12 protein-coding genes and 1 pseudogene are annotated in these 14,606 nt (G+C 38.5%); 6 read left to right on the forward strand and 7 right to left on the reverse strand.

The genetic code is table 11. The annotated features are described in order from the left end of the window. Positions 1-104 precede the first annotated feature (104 nt). Positions 105-749 carry a hypothetical protein gene (locus tag DB41_RS04340; RefSeq protein ID WP_039384777.1) on the forward strand — a complete coding sequence of 215 codons (645 nt, stop codon included), beginning with the start codon at positions 105-107 and terminating at the stop codon, positions 747-749. Positions 750-1,386: 637 nt separating this feature from the next. Here the strand turns inward: DB41_RS04340 and DB41_RS12240 are convergent. Then, positions 1,387-2,077: pseudogene (locus DB41_RS12240) on the reverse strand (IS481 family transposase); the annotation flags it as partial. A 20-nt stretch (positions 2,078-2,097) separates the two neighbouring features. Here DB41_RS12240 and DB41_RS10710 point away from each other — a divergent pair. From DB41_RS10710 to DB41_RS11635, 5 genes are all read left to right on the forward strand, one after another. After that, positions 2,098-2,364 (forward strand): hypothetical protein, encoded by a 267-nt coding sequence (locus DB41_RS10710; RefSeq protein ID WP_052243897.1) that lies wholly within the window; start codon positions 2,098-2,100, stop codon positions 2,362-2,364. A gap of 861 nt (positions 2,365-3,225) precedes the next feature. After that, positions 3,226-4,644, forward strand: a complete 1,419-nt coding sequence (locus tag DB41_RS10715) for a leucine-rich repeat domain-containing protein (protein ID WP_052243898.1) — start codon at positions 3,226-3,228, stop codon at positions 4,642-4,644. 275 nt (positions 4,645-4,919) lie between these two features. Beyond that, a complete protein-coding gene (locus DB41_RS04355) occupies positions 4,920-5,342 on the forward strand; it encodes an F-box protein (RefSeq protein WP_155117578.1) in 423 nt (140 codons plus the stop codon). Then, positions 5,343-5,651, forward strand: a complete 309-nt coding sequence (locus tag DB41_RS04360) for a hypothetical protein (protein ID WP_052243899.1) — start codon at positions 5,343-5,345, stop codon at positions 5,649-5,651. 167 nt (positions 5,652-5,818) lie between these two features. Further along, entirely contained in the window at positions 5,819-6,010 is a 192-nt protein-coding gene (locus tag DB41_RS11635) for a hypothetical protein (RefSeq protein WP_155117579.1), read from the forward strand. Between the two features lie 208 nt (positions 6,011-6,218). Here the strand turns inward: DB41_RS11635 and DB41_RS04365 are convergent, their stop codons facing one another. From DB41_RS04365 to ispH, 6 genes are all read right to left on the reverse strand, one after another. Next, entirely contained in the window at positions 6,219-7,223 is a 1,005-nt protein-coding gene (locus DB41_RS04365; RefSeq protein WP_080502400.1) for a DNA polymerase III subunit delta', read from the reverse strand. Positions 7,224-7,301: 78 nt separating this feature from the next. Next, positions 7,302-7,946, reverse strand: coding sequence for a dTMP kinase (tmk, locus tag DB41_RS04370; protein ID WP_039384783.1), 645 nt, complete (start codon positions 7,944-7,946; stop codon positions 7,302-7,304). Then, the gene (gene gyrA / locus DB41_RS04375; RefSeq protein WP_052243900.1) at positions 7,943-10,522 is read right to left on the reverse strand and encodes a DNA topoisomerase (ATP-hydrolyzing) subunit A; all 2,580 of its coding nucleotides are present in this window, start codon (positions 10,520-10,522) and stop codon (positions 7,943-7,945) included. The genes tmk and gyrA overlap by 4 nt, the downstream gene beginning before the upstream one ends. Before the next feature lie 29 nt (positions 10,523-10,551). Further along, complete coding sequence (gene gyrB, locus DB41_RS04380; RefSeq protein ID WP_039384785.1) at positions 10,552-13,056, reverse strand: DNA topoisomerase (ATP-hydrolyzing) subunit B; 2,505 nt, start codon at positions 13,054-13,056, stop codon at positions 10,552-10,554. A gap of 21 nt (positions 13,057-13,077) precedes the next feature. Beyond that, positions 13,078-13,416 (reverse strand): DUF721 domain-containing protein, encoded by a 339-nt coding sequence (locus DB41_RS04385; RefSeq protein WP_039384787.1) that lies wholly within the window; start codon positions 13,414-13,416, stop codon positions 13,078-13,080. 232 nt (positions 13,417-13,648) lie between these two features. Continuing rightward, complete coding sequence (ispH, locus tag DB41_RS04390; protein ID WP_039384789.1) at positions 13,649-14,587, reverse strand: 4-hydroxy-3-methylbut-2-enyl diphosphate reductase; 939 nt, start codon at positions 14,585-14,587, stop codon at positions 13,649-13,651. Between the last annotated feature and the right edge of the window lie 19 nt (positions 14,588-14,606).

Genomic DNA, 14,606 nt, shown 5'->3' on the forward strand with positions numbered 1-14,606 from the left:
AACAGCAAAGAAAAGATGCTTTAAACCCCAAGGTGAAGACTTGCAAAGGCTACGTCTTACTCCTTTTGACGAAGCTCAAATTGTGGCCTATCTAAAAAAAATTTGTGGCAGAACGCCAAAAAGATAAAACCCTTCTTTGGACTGAACAAGAGTATTTGGATAACTTTCAAGCAATAAAAGATTCTTCTTTAGGAAAGGTTATTACCAATCCTTTTCGCCTAAAAATTACGGTTGAAGTTCTTCCTATTATTGTAAAAAAATACTTAAGTGAATGCCCCGACCTAGAATTAGAAAGCATATTTTTTGGAAGAAAAAAATTTGTTATTTCGAAGGAATTATTCGATGTTTTTGCTTGTGTAACAGCTTATAGATCAAGTGTTAAAACTGAGGGAGGGAGTTATATAGCCCCCGAAAAATATTTGACTTATTCTGTTCAGTTAGCATTAAAAATGGGAAGTTGTAACAGGACCTTTATTCCTTGGCCACCCGAAAGTTTTGTTGGGATTAAAGAACAGGAGAGAAACGATATTCGAAATAGCTTTAAAGATTTTTTTGAACCAGCTAAGAGCAGGGAAAGATTTTATAAAGAATGCCTAATTCAAAGAAATGAAGGATGGTCTTTTATTCATAAGGATTATCAAGAATATCTAGAGTATTTAGGAGAGAAGTCGCCGGCAGAATTAGAGGAGTTCATGAATAGAATCGTTAAGGAATATAAATTTAAGGAGCTTTTTAGCCATGACAGATGAAGCGCAAGGAGACAAGAGAGGAGCATATCCCCCTCTTTAAACTTACGCCAGCTAATATACCCGACTTTTAAATAAGATCTTTAAAGAGCTTCATTTCAGTTAGAAATTCTGTTTTCTCTACAGGAACTAACGAAAGGAGCTCTTTTTTATCTTAAAACTCTTTCGGAATTTTTTAGCTCAACTTGAAAGAAGTAATTTCTTTTGATTGAAGTAAATAATTTTTTACACTATTTAACGCGAGTTATCGGATAAAGAAATAGATAAAAAAAGACTTTTGCAAAAATTAAAAGTATTTTCTACCACGAAAACTTAAAGCTAGAGGGTCAAATGATTGAACAAGACATCCACTTATTAATTTCCATTTTTTGTGATATAAATGAGTTTGGTAAATAATTTCCTGACTTCAATACTTTATTACGTAAGTAGCTGATTATGAAAAACCCAACATTTCTATGGGTACCACATGGGAAAGAAAGTAAAGATTATGAACTAATTTAAGGCTTATGAAATTTAGGCTTAGAGGGGATGAGCTTGTAAGAGGTTGTGGAATATTTTAGTCCCATGAAACTTGCCCTAGACAGTACTTGAACTGACAAACATGAGTTACCTAGCAGGTACTATTCTTGTCAGTTGTAACTTATCTAACATCTTTTCTTGCGCAAGATGTTTTGCCCCTAAATGTTTGTAAAGGCCTCTTGCCAAAACAATACTTTCCTATATATGTTCTCTCGTCATTATACTCATTCATCCATTTATCTACATCCGCTTGTAATTCTTCAACATTTTTAAACACTTTCTTCCTAAAAGCTATGGCATAAAATTTGTTTTGGATGGCTTGATGACATCGTTCGCAGATTCCACATGGGTTTAGAGGGTGTCGAGCTTTAGTGGGAGAATGGTCAATGTCTGCGATGGCCATATAAAGTTCATACTCATGATGCTCTCTTGCTCCACAGTAGTCTGTACCACGATCGGTCAATATTCTTAAAACACGAATATCCTGCTCTTCAAACCAGGGAATGACTCGATCATTTATGCATATCCGCTGCTACCAACGCATTTTTCCTATCGTATAGTTTGACGAAAGCTACCTTAGAATAGGTATCGATCATTGTCTGTTGATAAATGCGTCTAAACGCCTTTAATAGTACCTACGTAATAGGTATCTTTAAAATAATAAATAGCCTGGATGTTCAGTTTCAATTTCGCCATGTGCTTCTTTTTCTTCTTTGGCTTTTTCCAAGAGCTTTTAGTTGGTCCTCTGTTAATATCATTTCTTCTTGAGGCATTTTAGCTTCCAATGCTTTGAGATGCTTTTGAAAAGTCTTAAAGATTATATCTAATCCAATTGGAAAACAATCAGCTTACCACCCTTCCTGCAGAGATAGGGCAGTTATCGCAGCTGCAAACGCTTCTCTTAAACAACAATCAGCTTACCACTCTTCTTGCAGAGCTAAGACAACTAGCGCATCTGCAAATGCTTTACTTAAACGACAACCGGCTAACCAACGTTCCAGCAGAGTTAGGGCAGCTAACTGAAAGGTTAGATCTTAATTTAAAGGAAAATCCGTTGCAAAGCATTCCCGATGAAATAAAGCAGCGTTTTCGCCAGTAGCTGAAGAAATTTGCTTCTTCCTTTAAGGGTTTAGAGCAACGAAGCGGTATGCTTAGAAGGCTGTAAGGATATAAATATGCCCCAGCCTATCAAGGGATATTAACCGCTCAAGTCGTATCTGCTAAAAGAAGGGAGGAGAAAAGTGCCAAAAAATTTTTATATTCCCCTATTTCTAGGTTTAAAGGCTAAGAAGCTTATTTCCGACATTTTCCTGTGTGTTGTATGTTTTTTGCATAGAAATGTTATCTACCTTTTAACATTTCCATGATGTAATCTCGATCCCAGCCGCTTTTGCTCCCTTACCTTTGATCCCTCTTTTGATGTGCATCAGCTTTTAGTAGATTCATTAGATCTCTTTCAAAACTTACACCTTTAATTCCAAGTTGTAGGCTTCTAGGATTAAATTGAAGCGAGGCGCAAATCTTTTAGGTCGATTTTTATAATAAACGGCTATGATTTTAAATTGTTTGAGTAGGCTACTTACATTTTCATTAGTACCTCTCTTTCTCTGAATAAAGTTTGATTTGTATTTTATCTTCTTTAGCTAAAGAATTTTTTTAATACTTTTCTTAGGCGTCTGGGTTTGAGCGTGTAGCTTTTTGAATCCTTGATAGCTTTAAATCTGTTAACACTTTTGTTTTAAGGTTGATTTTTATTCTACCTCTAAAATTTTCTTGCACGTTTTATATCTTTTCCCTATATTTTGAAAAAATATTAAAAATATAAATATTACATTTAAAAAACTAAGTCTGCATACTCAACCCTCTAAAAGTTGTATCTCTATTTAAGGAAATGGTTTTATAAATTATGGGGCTGCATAAGGAACTGCTCAAAAGCGTATAATTTAAAAAAGGTCGTACAATGAATCCTAGCTCTCCTATCACTATTGAGCATTTACCTAATGAAATACTAGTCCCAATTTTAAAGGCTTGTGCTAGCTCTTCTTTATTTAGCGTATGTGGAAGATGGCAACATCTCCTAGCTAATGAAGTCATGCCTTCCCTTTATAAGCAAATAGGTAAAGTGCATGTTCCTCAAGGGGATGTTAACAAGCAGGCTCTTATTTTAGATAAAATTTATAAGTTGAAAACCGAGCTTTCTGCAGTAGCAAAAGTCAATGCCATCTTTAAGAAAATCTTTAGTTTAGGTAAATCTCTTTCCCCTTTAGAATTAGAATTTAAATGGAAAACCGAGGAGAAGAGATATCTTACTCTAGCTAACTACTCCTCTTATCTTGTAAATATTAATCGCCTTTTAATTTGGAAAAGATTACCTGAGGGAAATAAATACTTAGACCAAGAAGCAATCAAATATTTGCCTTTAGAAAAAAAAGGAGAGCTTTTTAGAAGTTGGGTTGAAAGCTATGGCAAAGATATTATAAGCTTAAAACTACAAAGAATTGGCTTAACCTTTTTACCTCCAGAGATAGGGCAATTATCAAAACTGCAAAATCTTGACTTAAGCAACAATCAACTGGCCTCCCTCCCGGTAGAGATAGGACTGCTATCACAGCTACAAGAGCTTATCTTAAACAGGAACCTACTGACCTTCCTTTCGGCACAAATAGGGCAGCTGTCTCAGCTGAAAATGCTTTACTTAAACGAAAATCACCTTACCACCCTTCCTGCAGAGTTAGGACAGCTATCACAGCTACAAGAGCTTATCTTAAACGGGAACCAACTAACCTCCCTTCCTGTAGAGATAATAGGACAGCTATCGCAACTGCAAGAGCTTATCTTAAGCAAGAACCAACTGACCTCCCTTCCTACAGAGATAGGGCAGCTTTCCCAGCTGCCACATCTTAACTTAAACAGCAACCAGCTCACCTCCCTTCCTGTAGAGATAGGACAGCTGTCTCAGCTGAAAACGCTTCTCCTAAACAGCAATCAGCTTGCCACTCTTCCTGTTGCGATAAGACAGCTTTCTCAACTGCAATACCTTAACTTAAACAACAACCAGCTCACCTCCCTTCCTGCTGAGGTAGGACAGCTGTCTCAGCTGAAAACGCTTCTCTTAAACAACAATCAACTAGCCATGCTTCCTGCAGAGATAGGGCAGCTATCGCAGCTAAAAACGCTTTACTTAAACGAAAATCACCTTACCACCCTTCCTGCAGAGATAGGGCAGCTATCACAGCTGAAAAAGCTTTACTTGGAAAACAACCACCTTACCTCCCTTCCTACAGAGATAAGTCAGCTACCAACACGGTTAAAGCTTTTTTTGAATAGAAACCCGCTGGAAAATATTCCACATGAAATATATGAGCGTGTTCGCTTGTAGCTAAAAAACATCCAATAGGCTAAAGAAACAAAGGGGTATGCTTTCAAAAAGTTTTAAAGATATAGATGTCCCCCTATCAAGAGACATTAACATCTGAAGTCTTCTTTGCTAAAACAAGGGAAGAGTCTTTAGCAGCTTATTATCTTCCTCTATTTTTAAATTTGAAGGCTAAGAATCTGTTTCTAAAATTTTCTTGTATGTTTTATATTTTTCTCTATATATACATTGTCTTAAAAACAACTAAAACACCTATAACATTTAAAGATAATCATACAATGAATCCTAGCTCTTCTATCACTATTGAACATTTACCTAATGAAATACTAACCCCTATTTTAAAGGCTTGCGCTAGCCCTTCCTTATTTAGCGTGTGTAGAAGATGGCAGCAGCTGTTAGCTAATGAAGTCATGCCCTCTCTTTATAAGCAAATAGGTAAAATGCATGTTCCTCAAGGAGATGTTAACGAGCAGGCTTCTATTTTAGATAAGCTTTATAAGCTAGAAGAAGGACTTTCTAAAACAACAAAGGTCAATACCATTTTAAAGCAAATCTTTACTTTAGCCAAGTCTCTTTCACCTTTAGAATTTAAAGGGCAAATAGAAGAAAAGAGATATCTTACTCTGGCTAATTACTCTTCTTATCTTGTAAATATTAATCGTCTTTTAATTTGGAAAAAACTCCCTGGGGGAGAGGAATAATTGGACAAAAAAAAGGTCAAATCTTGGCTTTTAGCAAAAAAAGGAGAGCTTTTTAAAGATCCGATTAAAAGGCATGGTAACGATATTAAGAGATTAATCTTAAAAGGTAGAGTCTTGACTTTTTTGCCTCCAGAAATAGGACAATTATCTTACCTACAAGAACTTAACTTAAACAGCAACCAGCTCACCTCTTTCCCTGCAGAGATAGGACAGCTGTCTCAGCTGCAAGAGCTTTACTTAATTGATAATACGCTTTCAAGCTACTTCTTATGTAATCCCGTACTTTGTATAATTCCTCTCATTAAGTAGAGAAGCAACTTTCAGAGGGTTAGGTATGCAGACTTAGTTTTTTTAAAGCGTATAACCTGCTTACCAATATTCCTGAAGTCATTGGGAAATTAACACTGTTACAAAGATTTTACTTAAACAACAACCTACTTGCATCCCTCCCTGTAGAAATAGGACTGCTTTCTCTGTTGCAAAGGCTTTATTTAAATAAAAACCGGCTTACTAGCCTTCTTGCAGAGATAAGGCAACTATCACGACTAGAAGCACTTTACCTAAAAGACACTCAACTCACTACCCTTCCTGCAGAAATAGTACAACTGTCCAATTGGCTAGACCTAAAATTGGAGGGAAATTCGCTGCAAAGCATTTCGAGGAAGTAGAGTAGGGTCTTGAATTAAGGAAAAATTTTTCTTCAAAATTAAGGGGCGTAGAAGGTGCATAGTACGCTTCTGAGCTGCTCCTTATGCAACCGCATACTTTATAAAATCCTCTTCTTACTTAGAAAGAACTTTTAGAGGATTGGGTATGCAGGCTTAATTTTTTGAAGGATAGCATTATCAGTAGTCGTTATTACATTGAGTGCAATTATTAAAGCAATTGAAGCTCTAGAAAGAGCCTTTCTAAGCAATAGCTTAAAGAAGTTGATCTTTCCAGGCTTCTTTGTACATTCATAATTTTTTCCTCAACGAACTCTAACGGTAGAATTTCGCCGCGTTGATAAGCTTGGATGAGCTGTTTATGAAAATCGGGGTTTTCCAGCAATTCTAACCGTCCTCCCACATCTAGCAAATGTAAATCTCGATACCAAGATAAAATGTTTTTTAATAATGCTGTAGCCTGCTGATTTACCTGCATAGCTATCGCGCCTTCTGTTTCTTTCTCAACTAAATTCTTCTGATAGGCATTCATTTGATCGGCCGGTATCTTTTGAATGTCAGTTATCCCAGCTTTTTCTTCTGCTTTTTGAATTTCTTCAATTTGATGGGCAATTTGAGAAGCATAAGAGGAAAGTTTGGTATAGCTAGTCATTTTGCCGTCAGCCAATAGTGACAAAATTTGGTTACGGCTAGGATCTTTTATCCGTGGAGCAGCATTTTTATTGGGAGATTGAAAACGAATCGTACGGCATCGCGACAAAATAGTAGGTAGAAGAGCATGCGCATGACTGGAAAGTAAGATAATAAGGCTATTTAAAGCTGGTTCCTCAAAGGTTTTAAGCAACGCATTGGCACTATAATTTAACATCCTTTCGGCATCATAAAGCATAAAAATTTTCCAGGGGCTTTCATAAGGAGGCAAATAGACCTCCTCACAGAATTGACGCATCGAGGCAATACTATGCATCCCTATTTTACCTTCAGGACGGTAGATGTGAACATCGGGGTGGACTTTTCTATCAATTTTTGAATAAGAATTTTCTCCCATTAGCAATTTTGCTAAGGAAAAAGCAAATTGATCCTTACAAGCTTCTTCAGGTCCTGCAAACAATAAAGAATGCCCAATAGCTTGCTTTTGAACCATATTCACTAGATAATCTTTTACCCGCTCATTGCCTAGGATGTGGTCAAAAACTTCTCTCATATTGCTCGTCATAACCCAGGTTACCTTACAACCTTCGTATTAAAAAGGAAGATAATTAAACTATTATTTATCAATTTAATTTATAGTTTTTCAATGGATGACTTTTTCTTCCAGCCACTGCTTAGCTTGGCGAAAGACAGCATCTTCGGCTTGATTAGCGTCAATGACTCGAATGCGCTCAGGAGATTGCCTTGCTAAACTTAAAAATCCTTGACGCACACGCTTATGGAAATCTAAACGCTCCGCTTCAATGCGGTCTACTTCCCCTCGTCCTGCATTTTCTTTGGAAGCCTTTCGCGTGCGCATAAGACCAATTTGTGGATCAACATCTAAAAATAAAGTAAGGTCTGGATTTAAATTTTCACTCACACACTCACAGATTTGCTTAACATAGTCCATCCCTAAGCCACGGCCTATGCCTTGATAAACAATTGTAGAATCATTAAAACGATCGCACAGCACCACTTTTCCTTTTTCAAGAGCAGGCTTAATTAATTCTTCTAAGTGTTGGGCACGCGCTGCTAAAAACAGCAGCAATTCAGCTTTATAACCAATCGGTAGATCAGCATTTCTATTAAGAAGCCATTCTCTAATATGAGTGCTTAATCGAGAACCACCCGGCTCCCGAGTTTTCACTACAGCGTACCCAAATGAGGTTAAAACGGCAGCTAACTTCTCTATAAGAGTTGTTTTACCTGCCCCTTCGCCGCCTTCTATTGTGATGAATAATGTCATAGGCTATTATTTTCTTCCAAAGTTTCTGTATCAATATGAGTAGGGCCTTCTAAATCAATTTCTGTTCCTGTTGCTACCCCATCAAGACTTTCTTCTTCTATGGCTACACCTACGCTAGCATCTTCTATACTTTCTTCTGCACTTTTCACTTTCTGAATAGCGACAAGATAATCATTATCACGTAAATTGGCTAGTCTAACTCCTTGCGTATTACGTCCAAGCACGCGTAATTCACGCATACTAATACGGATAGCTTGTCCACTTGCTGTCATCATGACCATCCCATCAGTATCCGCTACGCAAAGAGCGCCTACTACATTTCCGTTCCGCTCGCTAGTCACAATTGAACGCACTCCCACGCCGCCACGATTTGTCTGCCTAAAGTCTTCTACGAGGGAGCGCTTGCCAAAGCCATTCTCACAAACGACCAGAATGGTTTCATCCCCCTTTACTACTTCACAGCTGACGACATAATCATTCTCTTCTCTTAGGCTAACTCCTTTTACCCCTCGAGCCATGCGACCCATGGGCCTAACCTTATCCTCAGCAAAGCGAACTGCCATACCCCTATGGGTAAATATCATCACTTGATACTCTTCTTTTACTAAGCGTGCTGCTACCACCTCGTCACCTTCATCCACATCTAACGCCCATATACCTTTTCGACGTGGATTGCTGAAGTGGCTAAGCTCAGATTTTTTAACCACGCCTTTACGTGTAGCCATCAATATGCAGGCTTGCTCATCAAAAGAAGAAACACGCATGATGGTGGCAATCTTTTCATTAGGTTGAATATCTTCTAGCAAGTTAACGAGCGGTTTACCTTTAGATTTACGACTCGATTCTGGTATCTGCCAGACTTTTATCCAATAGCAACGCCCCAGATTTGTAAAAATCAATAGGTAGTCGTGCATGGTGGCAACATACAAGCCTTTAATGGTATCGTCCTCCCGCTTCATCTGCATACCTGCAACCCCTTGGCCCCCTCTCCTTTGTTCACGGAAAGTATCCATGGGCATACGTTTGATGTAGTCATCTTCCGAAATAGTGATGATCACAGGCTCATTAGCAATCAGATCTTCCATATTCATCTCGCTTTCTGCCGCGATGATCTGAGTTTTACGGGGAGACTTATGCTTTTCTTGAATTTCGTTTAGCTCATCTTTAATAATTTGACGGACCATGAGTTCGCTTGCAAGCACAGCTTTAAAATAGTTTATTTTCTCTAGTAAACCCTGATACTCTTCATTAATTTTGTCATGCTCTAAAGCCGTCAGTTGATATAAGCGTAAATCTAAAATTGCGATCGCTTGCTTATCGGAAAAAGCAAATCTATCAATTAAAGATTGTTTAGCCTCTTCACGGTTATTGCTAGCACGGATCAATCTAACCACTTCATCCAAATGATCAATAGCTTTTAAATAACCTTCCAAGATATGAGCACGTGCTTCAGCCTTAGCCAATTCAAAACGGGTACGACGGCGGATAACTTCTATGCGATGCTCAATCCAGGCGCTAATGATATTTTTTACATTCATGATGCGCGGTAGACCTTTATCCAAGGCCAACATATGGCATCCAAAAGTAGTTTCCATATCACTGAATTTATAAAGCTGGTTGATGGTCACATCAGGGACTTCATTTCGTTTCAGCTCTAGCACAATTCGCATCCCATCTTTATCGGATTCATCGCGTAAATCAGATACTCCTGCCAAAGTCTTACTATTGATCAGGTCTGCAATCTGTTCAATCAAACGGGATTTATTAAGATTATAAGGAATTTCATCGATGACTAAACGCTGGCGGTCCGGGTTATCTTCCATTTCTTCTACACGGATGACACCCCGTAAAATGATTTTACCATGGCCTGTATGAAAAGCTTCTTTCACTCCTCGATATCCACAAATAATTCCTCCTGTAGGAAAATCGGGCCCAGGCATTATTTGCATGATTTCTTCGATAGAAGTCAACGGTTGGTCTAGCACGAGTAAAGTGGCTGTGATTAACTCGTTAAGATTATGGGGCGGTATGTTAGTGGCCATACCCACAGCAATTCCTGAAGAACCATTACATAGCAAGTTAGGAAATTTAGCAGGAAAAACGACCGGTTCTTTCTTGGTCTCGTCATAGTTAGGAACATGATCTACCGTATCTTTATCCAAATCTTCCATTAATTGCATAGAAGCATGAGTGAGTCGTGCTTCTGTATAACGCATGGCAGCAGGAGGGTCGCCATCAATCGAACCAAAGTTCCCTTGGCCATCAATTAAAGTGTAGCGCATCACCCAGCCTTGCGCCATACGCACTAAGGTGGGGTAGATGACCATTTCACCATGAGGATGGTAGTCCCCTGAAGTATCCCCTGATATTTTTGCGCATTTACGATGTTTGGCTCCCGGCGACAAGTTTAGCTGCCGCATCGCATAAAGAATACGGCGCTGAGAAGGCTTTAATCCATCGCGAACATCTGGTAATGCGCGTGAAATAATCACAGACATCGAATAACGCAAATAGCTGTCTTTCATTTCATCTTCGACATTACGAGGAATAATCACCTCATTTTTCGTATACGACATATTTACCTTAAAGTTGACGATTTGTTAGCTTATATATCTAAGTTTTTTACAGAAAGTGCATGCTGTTCAATGAAAGCTCGCCGTGGAGGCACTTCTTCACCCATCAGCATGGTAAACATATGATCAGCAGCTATCACATCAGGAAGAGTCACACGCAGCAATGATCTTTTAACTGGATCCATTGTAGTCTCCCAAAGCTGGTCTGCATTCATTTCACCTAAGCCTTTATAACGTTGAATTTCAATGCCTTTGCGGCCATTTACTCTTAGAAAATCAAGAATCTCATGAAGGGTATAAAAATTATGGGTATGGTTATCTTCCTTAATTTCCATAATCGTTCCCCTAGCCATAAGATAATAAGTCAAGTCATACCCAAAGTTTGCCAGCTTATTATTTAGCTGTTCAAGATGCTCCTCTTCATATAATTCCATAAAATTTAGACGCGTAGGTCTAAAAATTCTCATTTCCGGAGTAATTTCTTCTTCAGGGATAGAGGCTAAGGTTTGTTCATGCTGAGCTTTTTGCAAGCGCTCGTTACGCTCTTTAAGCTCTTCAAATTCATCTAATGAATAAGCAAAGTGTACACCATCAGGCAGCGTAACCTGAAAACGAGGCAGCATCCCTTGAGGATTTTTTGCATGCAGAAATTCTCGGAAAGTGATTCCTTTACGCTCCATGCGTAAAACAAAGGATTCTAACTCTACCATTAGCTGAAGTAAATCTTTCATCTGGAGAATAGACATAGGCTCTTGATCTTTGGGAAGCTTCATTTTCACGTCGCTAATCCCCAATTCTAACAAGTATTCATCCATCTCTTTTTCGGAGTGAATATAGCGGCTAGTCTTTTTCCTAGAAACCCTATATAGAGGAGGTTGAGCAATGTAAATAAAGTTATTCTCTACTAAAGCAGGCATGTGACGATAAAAAAAGGTGAGAAGTAAAGTACGGATATGCGAGCCATCCACATCAGCATCCGTCATGATAATAATTTTATGATAACGCAGTTTTTCCAAGTGAAAACCATCAAGGCCAATGCCACATCCTAAAGCAGAAATAATTGTTCCTACTTCGGTATTCTGAAGAACTTTTTCCAAACGAGCTTTTTCTACATTAAGAATCTTTCCGCGAATAGGCAAGATAGCCTGGAAACGTCTGTCCCTACCATTTTTAGCTGAGCCTCCTGCTGAATCACCTTCCACAATATAAATTTCGCATAGCTTAGGATCTTTCTCTTGACAGTCTGTAAGCTTTCCAGGTAAGCGTCCACTGTCTAAAGCAGACTTACGCAAGGTCAATTCACGTGCTTTACGAGCAGCTTCCCGAGCTTGCGCAGCAAGAATAGCTTTATCCGAAATAGTTTTGGCGATTGCGGGGTGCTCGTCAAGGTAGATGGTTAACTCTTCACCAACAATTTGCTGGACGACGGAGCCTACGTCGCTATTACCTAAACGCTGCTTTGTCTGGCCTTCAAATTGAGGATTGGCAACTTTAACAGAAATAACAGCTGTCAAGCCTTCTCGCATATCTTCACCGCTAATCGATATTTTATCTGATTTTAGGAGATTATGACTTTTAATATAGCTATTTAACACCCTTGTAAGAGCGGTTGAATAGCCAGTAAGATGAGTTCCTCCATGCCGTGTAGCAATATTATTGACATAAGAAAAGATAGACTCGGTATAAGTATCGTTCCATTGCATTGCCACTTCAAATTCAATGGGGGCATCATCACCGGGCTTAGATCCAGAAAAATATAAGGGCCCAGGAAAAAGGACATTTTTGTTTTCATTTAGATAAGATACAAAGGAAGAAAGACCTCCGCTATAACAGAAATGCACATCGTCTTTATCTTCATTTCTTTCATCATGAAAATAAATATTGATCCCTTTATTGAGAAACGCTAACTCTCTTAAACGTTTGGCTAGAATGTCATAGTCGAATTCTACGACTGATAAAATAGTATCATCCGGCCAAAATGTTATCTTAGTTCCCCGCTTCGTTGTCTCACCTATTTGTTCTATAGGTCTTACCACATGCCCTTGAGAAAATTCAATTTCATGAGTTTGGTTATTTTTATAAACCTGGACAACCATCTTTTTAGAAAGGGCACAGACACAAGAAACGCCTACCCCATGTAAGCCACCCGAGACTTTGTAAGTGTTTTTATCAAATTTACCGCCAGCATGTAAAATAGTCATCACCACTTCTATAGCTGAAACATCACGACCCTGCTTGATCGATTCTTTTTCATGCTTTTCTACAGGAATACCCCGGCCATTATCTTCAATAGTCGCAGAGCCATCTTTATGAAGGGTCACGCAAATGGCGGTGCAATAGCCTGCCATAGCTTCATCAATACAGTTATCTACGGCTTCATACACCAGCTGATGCAAGCCATTAGAAGAGGTGTCGCCTACGTACATACCAGGGCGCTCTCTAACAGCTTGCAACCCTTCTAAGACTGTGATAGAACTAGCATCGTACTCTTTAGTTACTTGCTTAGCACCTTCTGAACTTAACGTATCGTTAGTCATGCATACATCCTATAATATTTTTCATCCAATCCGAAAAACGATGTTCTTGAGATGAATATGAGGGAACTTGGTTTTTAAACTAGCTATAATTCGATTTTTATCATTTTGGCTTAAAAGACTGTGTAAAGTAGAGTTTTTTACTTTAACATGCAGAACGCCATCAATAAAAGACATGGCTTGTGTCATAGATGCTAGCTTAGCTCCAATGACTTCAGGCCATGCTGCTAACACAAGATCTGGACGATGGCGATAATTCTCGCGAATTTGAAAAACGAGCTGAGAAAGCACATCCGAAATTTTGTGTGTGGTAATTGCAGTGCCATCATAATTCTTAGGAGTTCTTCGAATTGCTTTTTGCACCGTTTAATTCCTTTAAAAAAGTAAGTTTTTTAACATAAAAGGTCTCGTCTTATCAAGGGTTTTTATGCTTTGTTGTTCTCTACCTCGCCTACAGGTAATGCTAAAGTAAATTATTCATTTACCTTCCCTAAATGATCAGAATTAATAAAAAAAATTTAGGAAGTTAAAAGTTAGAATAAATATGAGCATTTTTGCAAACTAGCTTTTAGCTATCTATCCATTAGCATGCATTTTAAGCTCCGAAACGCGCATTAACGATAGGCTTTGGAAGTTGAAAAACAACATCTTCGGTAGTAAACACTACATCTTCAACCTCTTTAACCCCTAAAGTAATAAGTTTCTTAATACAATCTTGCACGATTCCCTCAGGGGTAGAGGCACCTGCTGTAAGGCCTATAATTTTAACACCTTTTATCCACTGGGGATCAATTTCGCTATCATCGTTGATTAAATAGGAAGCAATTCCTTTATTAGCTGCTAACTCACGTAAACGGTTAGAGTTAGAGCTTTGTGGATCACCGACTACTAAAACTAAATCGGTAGCATCGGTAATCTCACGCAATGCAAGCTGTCTATTTGTAGTAGCATAACAAATAGAAGAACTAGGCAAAGTAACAATATGAGAATATTTGGCTATCAAGGCTTGCGTAATTTCTCCTACATCATCCAAACTTAAAGTGGTTTGGGTAATGTAAAAAAGCTTATCACTACTTTGAAAAGTAAGATTTTCTACATCTTCTACAGATTCCACAATAGTTGTTACATCAGGAGCTTCTCCAGCGGTTCCAATAATCTCTACATGATGGCGATGACCAATTAATATAATCTGATATCCTAAATTAGCAAAGCGTTTAACAGCTGAGTGAACTCTAGTGACTAAACCGCAGGTGGCATCAATTTCAATTAAATTGCGTTTTTGGGCCGCGGCGCGTACAGCTGGTGAAACGCCATGCGCTGAATAAATGAGGCGCGCACCCATAGGAACCTCATCTACCTCCTCTATGAAGATGGCGCCTTTAGCTTTCAAACTTTCTACCACATGTTTATTATGGACTATTTCGTGCTTCACATAAATAGGGCGACCCCATAAAGAAAGAGCTTTTTCTACTGTCTCAATAGCCCGTTCCACGCCTGCGCAAAATCCCCGAGGCTTAGATAACAGTAATTTCATAAACTTTTATTCCTATAAG

Source organism: Neochlamydia sp. TUME1, from assembly GCF_000813645.1.
Lineage (GTDB): Bacteria > Chlamydiota > Chlamydiia > Chlamydiales > Parachlamydiaceae > Neochlamydia.